The organism is Pseudomonas crudilactis (assembly GCF_013433315.1).
Lineage (GTDB): Bacteria > Pseudomonadota > Gammaproteobacteria > Pseudomonadales > Pseudomonadaceae > Aquipseudomonas > Aquipseudomonas crudilactis.
Genome location: NZ_WXVV01000006.1, coordinates 91,727 through 106,314, shown reverse-complemented (window position 1 = coordinate 106,314; position 14,588 = coordinate 91,727). Strand labels below are relative to the sequence as shown.

The following is a 14,588-nucleotide window of genomic DNA, read 5'->3' as shown; positions in this document are numbered from 1 at the left end:
ATTTTCCAGCGCTAGTGCCGGCCCAGATCTCGCTGTAGCGCCAGATCCCATGGCGGCACGGGACTGAATCGGGTCTTCAGGTATTCGAGGAGCAAACGGCTGCGCGAATGGGTTTGCTGTTCCATGCGCAGCGCGTAAATGCCAGTGGACTCCGGGCTTGGCAGGCCGTTTTCGCAGAACAACGGCAGCAGTTCGCCGCGCAGCAGGTACTCACTGGCCAGCCATGTCGGCAGATGCGCGATGCCCAAGCCAGCCAAGGCTCCGCAGACCAGCGCCTCGGCATTGTTGGCGCTCATGCGGATGCGCGCCGGGCGGTGCAATTGCATCTGCCCGTCCTGCTCGAAGCGCCAGGCGAAGGGCGGTGCGAGGCCGTCCCAGTCGAGGCCGTCATGCTCGCTCAGTTGCGCCGGACTGCCAGGCACACCACGGCGCTTGAGGTAGTCAGGACTGGCGCAGGCAATACGCACCATGCTCGCCAAGGGTGTGGCCACCAATCGGGTATCAGCCATTTGTCCGGCGCGCAGCACCAGATCGACTTTGCCCAGGTTCGAACCGCCCATGTCGACGAAGCTGTCGATCAGGTGCAGTTGCACATCCAGTCCCGGATACAGAACGAGAAAGTCAGCGATCACCGGCGCCAGATGCCTTCGCCCGAAAGCGGCGGGGGCATCGATGCGGATCAAGCCTTCGGGCGTACTGCTCAGGGACACCGCTTCTGCGCGGGCCAGTTGCAACTCGGCAACAATCCGTCGCGCGCGTTCGGCAAACGCCAGGCCTGCCGGCGTTGCGCGCACGGCATGGGTGCTACGGACAAACAACTGGCTGCCAACGGCGCTTTCCAGGCTGTCGATCCGTCGGGCGACGGCCGAAGGAGTCAGTGGATGACGACGCGAAGCGGCGGAAAAACTGCCACTCTCCAGTACATCGAGAAACAACCCGAGTTGGTCGGTCAATTGATTGGGATTCATGGTCAGCAAACGCCTGTGCGAAATCGGCATAGCCATTGTGCGTTGCTGTGCGTTTCCCCGCCAGCCACGACTGCGTAGGATGAATCGCCTGACGTAAGAGGAATTGAGCTGTGATGGAGTTTTTGTTGTACCTGCTGTTCGGCGCCGCCCTTGGCACACTTGGCGGCATTTTCGGCATCGGCGGCGGCTTGATTGCTATCCCGTTGCTCGGTGTGTGGTTCGGCCTCGATCAGCAGATTGCCCAAGGCACGGCGCTGGTCATGGTGGTGCCGAACGTGATGCTGGCGCTGTGGCGCTATCACCAGCGCAATCGCATCGAACTGCGGCATGCGCTGCCCTTGGCGCTGATGGGTTTTTGCTTTGCGTGGATCGGTTCGATCTGGGCGGTGGGTATCGATGCGCAAACCATGCGCATCGGTTTTGTCGCTTTCCTGGTGGTGCTCTCGGCGTACAACCTGCTGAAGATGTTCGGCAAGCAACCCGCTGCGACCTCCGAGATGCGCTATTCCTGGCCTTGGCTCGGCGTTCTCGGTGCGGCGTCCGGAACCATGGGCGGCTTGTTCGGTGTCGGCGGTGCTGTGGTGGCAACGCCGGTGCTGACCAGCCTCTTCGGCACCACGCAAGTGGTCGCTCAGGGCTTGTCGCTGGCGCTGGCGTTGCCAAGCACCGGCGTGACCCTGGTGACCTACGCGGTACATCACGAAGTGGACTGGATGATCGGCCTGCCGCTGGCCATCGGCGGTCTGGCGAGCATCAGTTGGGGGGTGAAAGTTGCCCACGCCATGCCGGAAAAACTTCTGCGCGGGCTGTTCTGCGGTTTCCTGGTGCTGTGTGCGGTGATGCTCGCGTTTAAAGTTTAAAACCTTCGACGATATGCTCGGCCAGGCACTCGGTGATCGGCGACGGATTGTTCAGGTTGCGGATCAGCATGATGCTGGCCTCGGGCAACAGCGGCAGATCTTCGGCGGCGCCGAGGATGCGCATGTCCGGGGTGATCAGGCTTTCCAGTTGCGCGGTGATCGCCAGACCCGCGCTGACCACGGCCATCAGCGCCGACAAACTGGTGCTGTTGTAGGCAATGCGGTAATCGCGGCCCATCGCGTCCAGCGCATTGCACGCCCACAAGCGGCAGAAACAATCACTGTTGAACATCGCCAGCGGCAGCGGCGTTTGCTCGTGGGCACTGAAATTCTGCGCTTCGGCCCAGACGAAACGCTCCTTGCGCAGTAGTTGGCCGATCTCGTTGCCCGGTTCGCGGGTGACAATCGACAAATCCAGGTCGGTGCGCTGCAGCAGTTGTTTGGTCGACTCGCAATGCACTTCGATCTGGATCAACGGATAGAACTGCGCGAACCGCGAGAGGATCCCCGGTAGAAACCTCATCACGTAATCGTCCGGCGTACCGATGCGTACCGTGCCGACCATGTGCGGCTCGCGCAAGGTGTTGAACACTTCGCTGTGCAACTTGAGGATGCGCCGCGCGTAACCGAGCAACACCTGGCCCTCGGCGGTCAGGCGCACCTGGCGTCCGTCGCGCTCGAACAATTGCCGCTGCAACACGTCTTCTTCCAGACGCTTCATCTGCATGCTCACCGCCGATTGCGTGCGGTTGACCATTTCGCCGGCACGGGTAAACCCGCCCTGATCAGCGATGGCGACAAAGGTGCGCAGTACATCGGTATCGATACTGGGGTAGGCCGACAATTGATGAATCTCCGTGATGCATGCCATCAGAAACATTCGTTGGATTGATCTTAGCGCTGGCGCGAGACTTGAGCCATCCACAAAGGAGGCAACACGATGAAAGGTCAAAGAGAGTATGTAGACGAAGCAAAATTTTCCGGCCACGGCCATATCGTTTCCGACCTGCTGCACAAGTTTAGCCGCTGGTACGAACTGCACCGTGAACGTGAGTTGCTCGCCAGTCTGAGCGACGAAGCGTTGAAGGACATCGGGGTCAGTCGTGCCGACGTTGAACACGAAGCCGTGCGGCCGTTCTGGGATGACCCGATGCATAAATGACCCGCCGCATAAATGATGAGCAGAGCCCTACACAAACCAACTTCCAGTGAGGTAGGTTGCGAGCAGACAAGGAGATGCTCATGCCCGCGACTCTGGCCTTTTCCCTCAAACAGGCGCGACGACTGGCGCTGGCTGCCCAAGGCTTCAACGGGCGCCAGCCGCCGACTGTCAGAGCCGCGCACGTCAACCGGCTGATCGAACGGCTGGGTCTGCTGCAAATCGACTCCGTCAATGCCGTGGTGCGCTCGCACTACCTGCCGCTGTTTTCCCGTCTCGGTGCCTACTCTGCTGATTTGCTCGACCAGGCTGCCTGGAGTTCGGGGCGACGTCGCACGCTGTTCGAATACTGGGGGCATGAAGCGTCGTTGCTGCCGCTGTCGATGTATCCGCTGATGGCGTGGCGCATGCAGCGCGCCAGGCGTGGCGAGGATATCTATCAGCAACTGGCGAAATTCGGTCGCGAGCAGCAGGACGTGGTTCGCCGGGTGTTGAGTTCGGTTGAACAGCAGGGCGCGTTGGGCGCCGGCAGTCTGTCGACCCGCGAAGACAAGGCCGGGCCATGGTGGGACTGGAGCGCGGAAAAGCATGCGCTGGAGTGGTTGTTCGCCGCCGGTGAAGTCACGGTGGCGGGGCGTCGTGGTTTTGAGCGTTTGTATGATTTGCCGGAGCGGGTGATTCCATCTTCGATCCTGCAACAGGCGTTGCCTGATGAAGACGAAGCGCAGCGCGGGCTGTTGTTGCATGCGGTACAGGCGCTGGGCGTTGGCACTGAAAAAGACCTGCGTGATTACTTTCGCCTGAACCCGGCGGATGCGCGCCCACGTCTGGCGGAACTGGTCGAGGCGGGGCAGTTGCAGAGGTGCGAGGTCGCCGGTTGGCGGCAAATCGCCTATTGCCTGCCGGAGCCGAAAGTCCCGCGCAAGGTCGTGGCCAGTGCGTTGTTGTCGCCGTTTGATTCGTTGATCTGGGAGCGCAGCCGGACTGAGCGCTTGTTCGATTTTCGCTATCGGCTGGAGATTTATACGCCGCAGGACAAGCGGGTCTACGGCTATTACGTGTTGCCGTTTCTGCACAACGAGCGGATTGCCGCGCGGGTTGATCTTCGCTCCGAGCGGGCGGCGGGACAGTTGGCGGTGCATGCGGTGCACGAGGAAGAGCCGGGGCTGGATGAGGAGGGGATGTTGGCGCTGGCGCTGAACTTGCGGCAGATGGCGGATTGGTTGGGGCTGGCGCGGGTGCAGTTGAATTGTCCGCGAGAGAGTGCGGCGCGGTTGCGGGTGGCATTGGCAGAGATTGGCGGTGTCTGAGCCGGCCTTTTCGCGAGCAAGCTCGCTCCCACATGGGTCGTGTGTACGACACTGGTCCAGTGTGGGAGCGAGCTTGCTCGCGAAAGAGGCGACGCAGTCTAGCGGCGAACCTGCTTGAGGGTTTCGGCAATCAAGAACGCCAATTCCAGCGACTGATCAGCATTCATCCGTGGATCACAATGGGTGTGATAGCGATCCGACAAGCCATCTTCAGTAATCGGCCGCGCGCCACCAATGCACTCGGTGACATTCTGCCCGGTCATCTCGATGTGAATGCCGCCCGCGTAACTGCCTTCGGCTTCGTGCACCTGGAAGAACTGTTTAACCTCACCGAGGATCTGCGCAAAGTCGCGGGTCTTGTAACCGCTGCTGGCCTTGATGGTGTTGCCGTGCATCGGGTCGGAACTCCACAGCACCTGTTTGCCTTCACGCTGCACCGCGCGAATCAGCGCCGGCAAGTGATCGCCGACCTTGTTCGCACCCATCCGCGCGATCAGATTGAGGCGCCCCGGATCGTTGTCCGGGTTGAGCACGTCGATCAGGCGGATCAGATCCTCCGGGTTCATGCTCGGGCCGACTTTCACGCCGATCGGATTGTTTACACCACGCAGGAATTCGACATGCGCGCCGTCGAGCTGACGGGTGCGGTCGCCGATCCACAGCATGTGTGCCGAGCAATCGTAGTAATCGTTGGTCAGGCTGTCGCGGCGCACGAAGGCTTCTTCGTAGTTCAGCAGCAGCGCTTCGTGGGCGGTGAAGAAACTGGTTTCGCGCAGTTGCGGCGAGCTGTCCATGCCACAGGCGCGCATGAACGCCAGGGTTTCATCAATGCGGTCGGCGAGGTGGCTGTACTTCTCGGCCAGCGCCGAGTTGGCGATGAAGTCGAGGTTCCACTTGTGCACCTGATGCAGGTCGGCAAAACCGCCCTGAGCAAAGGCACGCAGCAGGTTCAGGGTCGCGGTGGACTGGTGGTAGGACTGCAGCAGACGTTCCGGATCCGGCACGCGGCTTTTTTCGTCGAAGCCGATGCCGTTGACGATGTCGCCACGGTAGGCCGGCAGGGTCACGCCGTCGATGGTCTCGTCGTTGGCCGAACGCGGTTTGGCGAACTGACCGGCCATGCGCCCGACCTTGACCACCGGGCAACCGGCGGCGAAGGTCATGACGATCGCCATTTGCAGCAACACTTTAAAGGTGTCGCGAATCTTCGCCGCGGAGAACTCGGCGAAGCTTTCCGCGCAATCGCCGCCCTGCAGCAGGAATGCCCGGCCATGCGTGACCTCGGCAAACTGACGACGCAGCTCGCGCGCTTCGCCGGCAAACACCAGTGGCGGATAGCTGGCCAGCGTCTGCTCGACCTGGTGCAGATGCGCAGCGTCAGGATATTGGGGTTGTTGCTGGATCGGCAGGGCGCGCCAGCTGTCAGGGCTCCACGGTTGGCTCATCACGGTCTCTAATTGGTTCTACGCACGGGAAGCCCATGGTAGCAGCAATTAGTGCGTGACCTGCTCCCACCCCATCACCGACAATCGCCGCTTTGCCACGGCGCCACAGCGGTGCCATCGCGTCACCGCGCCCGGTGACCATCAGGAGACGAAATGACTGAGGAGCGCGTCGAGCATCTGCTCGCCGAAGTACAGGATGAGTTCGGCGTGATTCGCGTGCTGGAAGTGGCCGATTACCGCTTTCTCGAGTTCGGCGATGCGATCGAGCAGAGCTGCGTGTTCACCGCTGATCCGAGCTGGCTGGAGTACGACTACACCCGGGCGATGCTGATCGGTGCGTTGTGCCATGAACGGCCGGAGAGTGCGCTGTTTCTCGGGCTCGGTGCCGGGACGCTGACTCAGGCCTGCCTCAAGTTTTTGCCGCTGGAAGATGTCGAGGCGATTGAATTGCGCCCGGATGTGCCGCGTCTGGCGATCGAATACCTTGGGCTGGATGATGATCCACGGCTGTACATTCGCGTCGGCGATGCGCTGGAACTGCTGCCGACTGCTGAGCCGGCGGACCTGATTTTCGTCGACCTGTACACCGATGTCGGGCCGGGCGTCGGGCATCTGGCCTGGAGTTTTCTCGGCGACTGCCAGAAGCGACTGAATCCCGGCGGCTGGCTGGTGATCAATCAGTGGGCCACCGATGACGGCAAGCCGTTGGGTGCGGCGTTGTTGCGCGGGCTGTATCACCGGCATTATTGGGAGTTGCCGGTGAAGGAGGGCAATGTGATTCTGATTGTCCCGGCGGATCTCGATCAGGTGCTGGACATGCAGGCGCTGACGGCCCGGGCCGAAGCGCTGGCGCCGCGGTTGGGGTATTCGTTGCAGTCGTTGATCAACAGTATTCGCCCGGCGACCTGAGGCATCTGGCCTTGCTGGCCCTATCGCGAGCAGGCTCACTCCTACATTGAAATGCGTTCCCTTGTAGGAGTGAGCCTGCTCGCGATGGCGTCATGGCAGGCGCCAAATTTTTCAGATCCCCTTGAAGACTCCAGGTCGCCGCTCCACCAACGAGCGCACTCCTTCCTTGGCATCTTCACTGGCCAGCAACTTCTTCACCAGCGCCGGCAAACCCTGCGCCGCCGCTGTCTCGCCTTCATACCGAGCCTGCCGCGCCGACATCAATGTCGCCTGCACGCCCAACGGCGCCTGCCGGGCAATCCGCTCGGCCAGTTCAATCGCCCGTGGCAACAGATCTTCACTGGCCATGACTTCCTGCACCAACCCCAGATGCAACGCATCGTGGGCATCAAACTCATCGCCGGTCAGCAACCAGCGCATGGCATTACCCCAACCGGCAATCTGCTGAAAACGTAAAGTCGCGCCGCCAAAAGGAAAGATCCCACGTTGCACTTCCATCTGTGCGAAGCGGGTATTGCTCGCACAGAGGTTGATATCGGCTGCCAGCATCAGCTCGATGCCAATGGTCAGGCAATAGCCCTGCGCGGCGACAATCACCGGTTTGCTCACCCGTGGCCCGACGAAAACGCCCCATGGGTCGCAACCACCGGTCGGAACCTGCCAGCCTTGAGCGAGTGCGCCGCTGGCATTCACCAGATCCAGACCAGCGGTAAAGTGTTCGCCATGGCCGAACACCACTGCTACCCGCGCCTCGCTGTCGGCCTCGAACTCGCCGTAGGCCAGGCTCAGCTCATTGAGCAGGTCGACGTCGAAAGCGTTGCGTTTGGCCGCTCGATCAAGACCGATCAGGTGGACGTGGCCACGGCGTTCACGGCTGACGCGGCCGGGGCAGGGCTGATTCATGGCTGGATCCTCGGGCGGGAAGGGCGGGTGCGGCGACGGAATGCCGCAGGTCGGTGAATCGTTTAAGCGTCATCGCCCGCAGGGCCGGGCCTTTGAAAAATAGACCTTGGCGCGATTATCCGCAAAACCCCGTTACACAGCGGTGACACCAGCATTCAGACGATAAAAAAAGCTCCCTTTTTGGGCAAAATCCGGTATAGTGCGCGCCGGCCTTTAACCGGGCCGCGTTTAGGTAGCGCAATTCCCCGAAGTCAGCTTCGGCTGCACGTCCGCATTGCGGGCTCTTCCCGGACGATTCTTTTTTTCATTCATTCGTTTTCGCAAATCCCCGCCGACAAAGCTGCCAGGGCGACTCTTGAGTCTCAACACGGCATGCGCAGCTTTGGAGCATGGGTCTTTGCGGATGCACTTAGAGGCAGACCCATGACCCAGGAAACCGGCGGATTCGCCGCTTTTAATCTTAACCCGAATATTCTTGCAGCCGTCGCAGCGACCGGCTACGAAGAGCCTTCGGCGATTCAGCAGCAATCGATCCCGATCATCATGGCCGGCCAGGACATGATTGGCCAGGCGCAAACCGGTACCGGTAAAACCGCCGCGTTCGCACTGCCTATCCTGCACCGCATCGATCCTGCCAAGCGCGAACCGCAAGCCCTGATCCTGGCGCCAACTCGTGAGTTGGCGCTGCAAGTAGCAACCGCTTTCGAAACCTACGCCAAGCAAATGCCGGGCGTTACTGTTGTGGCCGTTTACGGCGGCGCGCCGATGGGCCCGCAACTGAAGGCAATCCGTAATGGCGCACAGATCGTTGTCGCCACTCCGGGCCGTCTGTGCGACCACCTGCGTCGTGACGAAAAAGTGCTGTCGACCGTGAACCACCTGGTTCTCGACGAAGCTGACGAAATGTTGAAACTGGGCTTCATGGATGACCTGGAAGTCATCTTCAAGGCTCTGCCAGCGACCCGTCAGACCGTTTTGTTCTCGGCTACCCTGCCGCAGTCGATCCGCGCCATTGCCGAACGCCACCTGCGCGATCCGCAACACGTGAAGATCCAGACCAAGACCCAGACCGTTACCGCAATCGAACAGGCTCACCTGTTGGTTCACGCTGACCAGAAGACTTCGGCCGTTCTCAGCTTGCTGGAAGTGGAAGATTTCGACGCTCTGATCATGTTCGTGCGCACCAAGCAAGCGACCCTGGATCTGGCCAGCGCCCTCGACGCCAAAGGCTACAAAGCCGCGGCGCTGAACGGTGACATCGCCCAGAACCAGCGTGAGCGCGTGATCGACTCGCTGAAAGATGGCCGTCTGGACATCGTTGTCGCGACCGACGTTGCTGCTCGTGGTCTGGACGTTCCGCGCATCACTCACGTGTTCAACGTCGACATGCCGTACGATCCGGAATCCTACGTTCACCGTATCGGCCGTACCGGCCGTGCCGGTCGCGAAGGTCGTGCACTGCTGCTGGTGACTCCACGTGAGCGCCGCATGCTGCAAGTGATCGAGCGTGTAACCGGTCAGAAAGTTGCTGAAGTACGCCTGCCGGACGCTCAAGCCGTTCTCGATGCGCGCATCAAGAAACTGACCAACAGCCTGTCGCCGCTGGTTGCTGATGCCGAGTCGACTCATGGTGAGCTGCTCGATCGTCTGACTGCAGACATCGGCTGCACCCCGCGTGCTCTGGCTGCTGCGCTGCTGCGCAAAGCCACCAACGGTCAAGCGCTGAACCTGGCTGCCATCGAGAAGGAACGTCCACTGGTGCCGAACAACGCACCGCGTGGCGACCGTCCTGAGCGCACCGGTGATCGTCCTGATCGTGGTGACCGCGAGCGTCGCGCGCCAATGCCTTTGGGCGAAGGCCGTGCTCGTTGCCGTACCGCGCTGGGTGCGCGTGACGGTATCGCTGCGAAAAACCTGCTGGGCGCCATCCTCAACGAAGGCGGTCTGGCCCGTGAAGCGATCGGTCGCATCCAGGTGCGTGACAGCTTCAGCCTCGTCGAGCTGCCGGAAGATGGTCTGGACAAACTCCTGACCAAACTGAAGGACACTCGCGTTGCCGGTAAGCAGCTGAAACTGCGTCGCTATCGCGAAGATTGATCCGCCCTTGGGCTGATTGATCGAACATAAAAAATCCCCGACTGGTTCGGGGATTTTTTTTGTCTGCCTGAAAGATCAAAAGATCGCAGCCTTCGGCAGCTCCTACAGAGGGAACGCATTCCAAATGTAGGAGCTGCCGAAGGCTGCGATCTTTTGCTTTTAACCAAAGCGATAGATGTCCATCCCTAACGCACCCATCGTGAAGCCTTTATGCTCCACGCTGAACTCACCACCCGCACCCCGGGCAAAATACAGCGGCAACAAATGCTCATCACTCGGATGGCTACGCACTGCATTCGGCGCCTGGTGGCGATAATCATGCAGCGCCGCCTCATCGTCGGCCGCCAACTTCTCGATCACCCAGTCACGGAAATCCCGCGCCCACGGCTCAACGCTCTCGGGGCCGGCGTGCCAGTCCAGTTCGCGCAGGTTGTGGGTGATGCTGCCGGAGCCGATCAGCAAAACCCCCTGATCCCGCAGACCCGCCAGCGCTCGGCCGACCCGGGTTTGCAGCGCCGGGCCCGCGCGGCTCGGTAGCGAAACCTGCACCACTGGAATATCCGCCTGCGGGTACATCAGCGACAGTGGCACCCAGACGCCGTGATCAAACGGACGTTGCGGATCGAGACGGGCAGGCAAGTTGTTGGCATTCAACAGATCGGCTACCTCAGCCGCCAGTTGCGGATCCCCCGGCGCCGGGTACTGCACTTCAAACAGTGCGCGAGGGAAGCCGCCGAAGTCGTGCCAGGTTTCTGGTTGCGGATGGCTGCTGACCAGCAGCTCGTGGCTTTCCCAATGCGCGGAGACGATGACGATGGCTTTGGGTTTCGGCAGTTCGGCGGCCAGACGCGCCAGCGCCGGGCCACTGGCACCGGGTTCCAGCGCGAGCATGGGTGAGCCGTGGGAGATAAACAGGCTGGGAAACATGGGGGGTTCCTGAGCGTTAAGATGATTCATCTTCAGTCAGTTCATTGATCTAAATCTAATATAAGTTTTAACGCTTTTTGATCGAATTATTGGGAGTGAGACATGCAGCCTGAGTTTTGGCACAAGAAGTGGGATTCGGGGCAGATCGGTTTTCACCTGCCCGAGGTGAATCCGTATTTGCAGCGGCACTGGGCGGTACCGGAAACGGCGCGAGTGCTCGTGCCTTTGTGTGGGAAAAGTCTGGATCTGGCGTGGCTGGCCGGACGCGGTCATCAGGTGCTCGGGATCGAGTTGTCGGAGAAGGCTATCGAGGACTTTTTCAGTGAGCATCAGATACAGCCACAGATCAGCGAGAACGGCGCATTCAAAGTCTATCGCAGTGATGCCATCGAATTGTGGTGTGGGGATTTCTTTGCGCTGACACCGAGTGATGTGGCCGATTGCACGGCGATATACGACCGTGCCGCGCTGATTGCCTTGCCGGCACCGATGCGTGAGCGGTATGCGGCGCATCTTCAGCGGATTCTGCCGCAGGATGTGCACGGGTTGTTGATCACGCTGGATTACGACCAGGCGCAGATCCCCGGGCCGCCGTTTGCGGTGGGGGATGATGAGGTACAGCGCTTGCTGGGGGATGTCTGGCAGGTGCAGGTACTTGAGGAGCAGGATGTGCTGGGGGAGAGTGGAAAGTTCCTGCAGGCGGGCGTGACGCGGTTGGAGGAGCGGGTCTACCGGGTTTCTCCCCGATAGTTTTTGTCGCCTTTACCGGCCCCTTCGCGAGCAAGCTCGCTCCCACAGTGATTTGTGCTGTGTCACAGATTGTCTAAGTACCGCATAACCCTGTGGGAGCGAGCTTGATCGCGAAGAGGCCGGCACTGTCGACCCATAATCCAAAGATATGAAAAAGGCCCGCATCACTGCGGGCCTCTTGTTTTTACGCCATGCTGATCAACCGCGACGACGCAGCGCGTCAATACGCTCTTCCAGCGGCGGGTGGCTCATGAACATGCGGGCAAAGCCCTGTTTGATGCCACCATTGATGCCGAAGGCGTTCAGGGTGTCCGGCATGTGCACCGGCAGGCCCTGTTCGGCGCGCAGGCGTTGCAGTGCGCCAATCATTGCGCTGGTGCCGGCCAGACGTGCGCCGGCTTCGTCGGCACGGAATTCGCGCTTGCGCGAGAACCACATGACGATCGCACTGGCCAGAATACCCAGCACCAGTTCGGCGAAGATGGTTGCCACGTAGTAGGCGATGCCCTGGCCTTCTTCGTTCTTGAAGATCACTTTGTCGACGAAGTTGCCGATGATCCGCGCAAAGAACATCACGAAGGTGTTCACCACGCCCTGGATCAGCGCCAGGGTGACCATGTCGCCGTTGGCCACGTGACCGATTTCGTGGGCCAGTACGGCTTTCACTTCATCGGGCGAAAAACGCTCGAGCAAGCCCTGGCTGACCGCGACCAGCGCGTCGTTCTTGTTCCAGCCGGTGGCGAACGCGTTCGCTTCATAGGCTGGGAAAATACCGACTTCGGGCATCTTGATCCCGGCTTCGCGGGACAGTTGCTCGACGGTTTGCAGCAGCCATTGCTCATGCCGGGTACGTGGCTGGCTGATGATCTGGGTGCCGGTGCTCATCTTCGCCATCCACTTGGAGATGAACAGCGAGAACAGCGAGCCGGCGAAACCAAAGACTGCACAGAAAACCAGCAGCTGACTAAGGTCGAGATCAACCCCGTTGGCCGCCATGAACCCGTTGAAGCCGAACAGGCTCAGGGTGATGCTGGCTATCAGCACGACCGCCAGGTTAGTGGCCAAAAACAGCAGGATGCGCATCATGGTTGTAGAAATCTCCTCAAGCTAAAGATGTAGCGTACTGCGGGGTATATAAGGTGCCGAACCGGGCTATTCAACTGAGTGACTATTTCAAACTGTGTCCTACAGCGGATTCTTCAGTGCTCGGCACATTTCCCACAACGGATAACGATAGGGATGACGACCAGCCGCGACCCGTCGCCATTACGCCGGACGCAGGTAACCAGTATGAATCGCAAGTGTAGAAGGCGTGCGCGGAGGTGGAACGCAGAAGTGTTGCTGAATCAGACAGTGCGCAACGTTTGGCCGTTGCGCACTGCTGGCCAGTTACTGGCGGTACGACTTGAGGAAGTTGCCGATGCGGCCGATGGCCATTTCCAGGTCGTCGACGCGGGGCAGGGTGACCACGCGGAAGTGATCCGGCCACGGCCAGTTGAACGCTGTGCCTTGCACCACCAGCAGCTTCTCGGAGAGCAGCAGGTCGAGGACGAATTTCTCGTCGTTGTGGATCGGGCAGACTTTCGGATCGATTTTCGGGAACGCATACAGCGCGCCCATCGGCTTGACGCAGCTCACACCCGGAATGTCATTGAGCAGCTCCCAGGTGCGGTTGCGCTGTTCGAGCAAACGACCCTGCGGCAGCACCAGATCATTGATGCTCTGATAGCCACCCAATGCGGTCTGGATCGCATGCTGGCTCGGCACGTTGGCACACAGGCGCATGTTGGCCAGCATGTCGATGCCTTCGATGTAGCTCTGCGCGTTGTGTTTCGGCCCGGAGATGGCGATCCAGCCAGAGCGGAAGCCGGCCACGCGATAGGACTTCGACAGACCGTTGAAGGTCAGGCAGAGCAGGTCCGGCGCCAGCGACGCGGTGCAGATGTGCACGGCATCGTCGTACAGAATCTTGTCGTAGATTTCGTCGGAGAACACCACCAGGTTGTGCGCACGGGCGATTTCCAGCATGCCCAGCAATACTTCCTTCGAATACACCGCGCCGGTCGGGTTGTTCGGGTTGATGATCACCATGGCTTTGGTGTTCGGGGTGATCTTGGCCTTGATGTCGGCCAGATCCGGGAACCAGTCGGCACCCTCGTCGCACAGGTAATGTACGGCGTTGCCACCGGCGAGGCTGACGGCGGCGGTCCACAGCGGATAATCCGGGGCCGGCACCAGCACTTCGTCACCGTTGTTGAGCAGCGCCTGCAGCGACATCACGATCAGTTCGGACACGCCGTTGCCCAGATAGATGTCTTCGATACCGACACCTTCGACATTCTTTTGCTGGTAGTACTGCATCACCGCTTTGCGCGCGCTGAACAGGCCTTTGGAGTCGCTGTAGCCTTGCGCGGTCGGCAGGTTGCGGATCACGTCCTGAAGAATTTCGTCCGGCGCTTCGAAACCAAACGGCGCCGGGTTGCCGATGTTCAGCTTGAGGATGCGCTGGCCTTCCTCTTCCAGTCGTTTGGCGTGCTTGAGCACCGGGCCGCGAATGTCGTAGCAGACGTTGGCGAGCTTGTTCGATTTGCTGAACTGCATGGCGATGTGATCCCGAAAATGAACGATCCAGGCGGCGAATGGACAACCGTGCTGGGATTCCTGTGTTTTCACACAGGCGGACGTCTTGAGCCGTGGCTCCCATAATCCGTTTGAATGCGCCCGGTCTGGCTGCCAGACTGGTGCGTGACGAGGCGCAATCATACGTGCCGCCCGATCCGTGGAAAAGGTACAGATCGGGCTTTTTCAGCCGCTGAGGTGTGATGATGGAAAAGTTGGAAAAAACCCTGGAAGAATGGCGTGAAATGCTCGACCCCGAGCAGTACAACGTTTGCCGTCTGAGTGCCACCGAGCGCCCGTTCTCCGGCAAATACAACGACACCAAGACCGACGGTGTCTACCACTGCGTTTGCTGCAATGAGCCGCTGTTCGACTCCAAGACCAAATTCGACTCCGGCTGCGGCTGGCCGAGCTTCTACGCGCCGATCGGCGAAAGCGCCATGACTGAAATCCGTGACATCAGTCACGGCATGATCCGTACGGAAGTGAAGTGCGCGCGCTGCGATGCGCATCTGGGCCATGTGTTCCCGGACGGCCCGCCGCCGACTGGTTTGCGTTATTGCATCAATTCGGTTTGCCTGGATCTGGTTCCACGCGCATAAACGAATGAAGGCGACCTTCGGGTCGCCTTATTATTCGAT

Annotated in this window: 14 protein-coding genes; 7 read left to right on the top strand and 7 right to left on the bottom strand. The window is 60.3% G+C overall.

What is annotated here, in order from left to right; genetic code table 11:
• Positions 1–11: 11 nt before the first annotated feature.
• On the bottom strand, positions 12–968 hold the full coding sequence (locus GTU76_RS08590) for a LysR family transcriptional regulator (protein ID WP_026000634.1): 957 nt from the start codon (positions 966–968) through the stop codon (positions 12–14).
• A 110-nt stretch (positions 969–1,078) separates the two neighbouring features.
• Between GTU76_RS08590 and GTU76_RS08585 the strand changes: the two genes are divergently transcribed.
• The gene (locus GTU76_RS08585) at positions 1,079–1,828 is read left to right on the top strand and encodes a sulfite exporter TauE/SafE family protein (RefSeq protein WP_175559623.1); all 750 of its coding nucleotides are present in this window, start codon (positions 1,079–1,081) and stop codon (positions 1,826–1,828) included.
• On the opposite strand, the gene GTU76_RS08580 is transcribed toward GTU76_RS08585, so the two are convergent.
• Entirely contained in the window at positions 1,818–2,672 is an 855-nt protein-coding gene (locus tag GTU76_RS08580; protein WP_026000633.1) for a LysR substrate-binding domain-containing protein, read from the bottom strand. The genes GTU76_RS08585 and GTU76_RS08580 overlap by 11 nt on opposite strands.
• Positions 2,673–2,768: 96 nt before the next feature.
• On the opposite strand from GTU76_RS08580, the gene GTU76_RS08575 reads away from it, so the two are divergent.
• Positions 2,769–2,990: a DUF1127 domain-containing protein gene (locus tag GTU76_RS08575; protein WP_016985493.1), complete on the top strand. Its 222-nt coding sequence runs from the start codon at positions 2,769–2,771 to the stop codon at positions 2,988–2,990.
• Positions 2,991–3,070: 80 nt separating this feature from the next.
• Positions 3,071–4,297, top strand: coding sequence for a winged helix-turn-helix domain-containing protein (locus GTU76_RS08570; protein WP_180698435.1), 1,227 nt, complete (start codon positions 3,071–3,073; stop codon positions 4,295–4,297).
• Positions 4,298–4,395: 98 nt separating this feature from the next.
• Here GTU76_RS08570 and GTU76_RS08565 read toward each other — a convergent pair whose 3' ends face one another.
• Entirely contained in the window at positions 4,396–5,742 is a 1,347-nt protein-coding gene (locus GTU76_RS08565; RefSeq protein ID WP_180698434.1) for a class II 3-deoxy-7-phosphoheptulonate synthase, read from the bottom strand.
• Between the two features lie 153 nt (positions 5,743–5,895).
• Here GTU76_RS08565 and GTU76_RS08560 point away from each other — a divergent pair, with 153 nt between their 5' ends.
• Positions 5,896–6,651 carry a spermidine synthase gene (locus GTU76_RS08560; protein WP_180698433.1) on the top strand — a complete coding sequence of 252 codons (756 nt, stop codon included), beginning with the start codon at positions 5,896–5,898 and terminating at the stop codon, positions 6,649–6,651.
• A gap of 111 nt (positions 6,652–6,762) precedes the next feature.
• Here the strand turns inward: GTU76_RS08560 and GTU76_RS08555 are convergent, their stop codons facing one another.
• A complete protein-coding gene (locus tag GTU76_RS08555) occupies positions 6,763–7,554 on the bottom strand; it encodes a crotonase/enoyl-CoA hydratase family protein (RefSeq protein WP_016985489.1) in 792 nt (263 codons plus the stop codon).
• A 423-nt stretch (positions 7,555–7,977) separates the two neighbouring features.
• Between GTU76_RS08555 and GTU76_RS08550 the strand changes: the two genes are divergently transcribed.
• On the top strand, positions 7,978–9,651 hold the full coding sequence (locus tag GTU76_RS08550) for a DEAD/DEAH box helicase (RefSeq protein WP_008088238.1): 1,674 nt from the start codon (positions 7,978–7,980) through the stop codon (positions 9,649–9,651).
• Positions 9,652–9,810: 159 nt separating this feature from the next.
• Here GTU76_RS08550 and GTU76_RS08545 read toward each other — a convergent pair whose 3' ends face one another.
• Complete coding sequence (locus GTU76_RS08545) at positions 9,811–10,578, bottom strand: DODA-type extradiol aromatic ring-opening family dioxygenase (protein WP_180698432.1); 768 nt, start codon at positions 10,576–10,578, stop codon at positions 9,811–9,813.
• Positions 10,579–10,680: 102 nt separating this feature from the next.
• Here GTU76_RS08545 and GTU76_RS08540 point away from each other — a divergent pair, with 102 nt between their 5' ends.
• A complete protein-coding gene (locus tag GTU76_RS08540) occupies positions 10,681–11,328 on the top strand; it encodes a thiopurine S-methyltransferase (protein WP_180698431.1) in 648 nt (215 codons plus the stop codon).
• A 198-nt stretch (positions 11,329–11,526) separates the two neighbouring features.
• On the opposite strand, the gene htpX is transcribed toward GTU76_RS08540, so the two are convergent.
• Together htpX and GTU76_RS08530 are read right to left on the bottom strand one after the other, a co-directional pair.
• A complete protein-coding gene (gene htpX / locus GTU76_RS08535) occupies positions 11,527–12,414 on the bottom strand; it encodes a protease HtpX (RefSeq protein WP_007908619.1) in 888 nt (295 codons plus the stop codon).
• Between the two features lie 303 nt (positions 12,415–12,717).
• Positions 12,718–13,929: a pyridoxal phosphate-dependent aminotransferase gene (locus tag GTU76_RS08530; protein ID WP_007908620.1), complete on the bottom strand. Its 1,212-nt coding sequence runs from the start codon at positions 13,927–13,929 to the stop codon at positions 12,718–12,720.
• A 224-nt stretch (positions 13,930–14,153) separates the two neighbouring features.
• On the opposite strand from GTU76_RS08530, the gene msrB reads away from it, so the two are divergent.
• A complete protein-coding gene (msrB, locus tag GTU76_RS08525; protein WP_016985486.1) occupies positions 14,154–14,549 on the top strand; it encodes a peptide-methionine (R)-S-oxide reductase MsrB in 396 nt (131 codons plus the stop codon).
• Positions 14,550–14,588: the final 39 nt, after the last annotated feature.